Origin of the sequence: Nguyenibacter vanlangensis (genome assembly GCF_013376155.1) — a bacterium.
Taxonomy (GTDB): Bacteria; Pseudomonadota; Alphaproteobacteria; order Acetobacterales; family Acetobacteraceae; genus Gluconacetobacter; species Gluconacetobacter vanlangensis.
Genome location: NZ_JABXXP010001263.1, coordinates 1 through 537, shown reverse-complemented (window position 1 = coordinate 537; position 537 = coordinate 1). Strand labels below are relative to the sequence as shown.

Sequence of the window (537 nt, the reverse complement as noted above, 5' to 3'; positions counted from 1 at the left end):
GCAACAGGGCCGAAAGCGGCACAGGCACCGCCAGGCGCGCGGGCGGCGGACTGCCTGCCAGCGACCGCCCCTCGCGCCCCGGATCACGAAACGGATGCGGAACGTCCAGGCATCCGGACAGCAGGCCGACACTGGCCATGGCCACCAGCGCGGCCATATGGCGAAGAACGGGGATACGCATCATGCGCCGCTTGTAGCACCGGCCCGGGCGATCGCCGAAATCTGATGCCCGATCGGCCCGCCACCCGCCAAAGTACGCCGCCGATGACTGAAGAAATGCCGCGTATCGCCCAGCGTATCCACACCAAGCGCCCTTGCCCGGCCGATCCCGGCGCGCCGCAGCCGTGCCACGCAATAGCCGGCCAGGTCGAACTGGTAATGTTCCGCGCGCCGCCCATCGGTAAAGAAGGCTTCGGCATCCGAGTCCTCCGCCAGCGCCCGGGCGCGCATGTCGGCCCCGACCTCGTAGCTCTGCTGCCCGATGCAGGGTCCCACGACCGCCCGGACCGTCGCCGCCGGCGCCCCCAGCCGAGCCAT

The 537-nt window shown here is 70.6% G+C and carries 1 protein-coding gene and 1 pseudogene; both read right to left on the bottom strand.

Annotated features, from left to right (window positions below; translation table 11 throughout):
• Window positions 1–184: pseudogene (locus HUK84_RS22500) on the bottom strand (hypothetical protein); the annotation flags it as partial.
• Window positions 181–537, bottom strand: a 357-nt coding sequence (locus tag HUK84_RS22495) for a laccase domain-containing protein (protein WP_176642079.1), incomplete at its 5' end; no start/stop codon positions are given. The pseudogene HUK84_RS22500 and the gene HUK84_RS22495, both read right to left, overlap by 4 nt.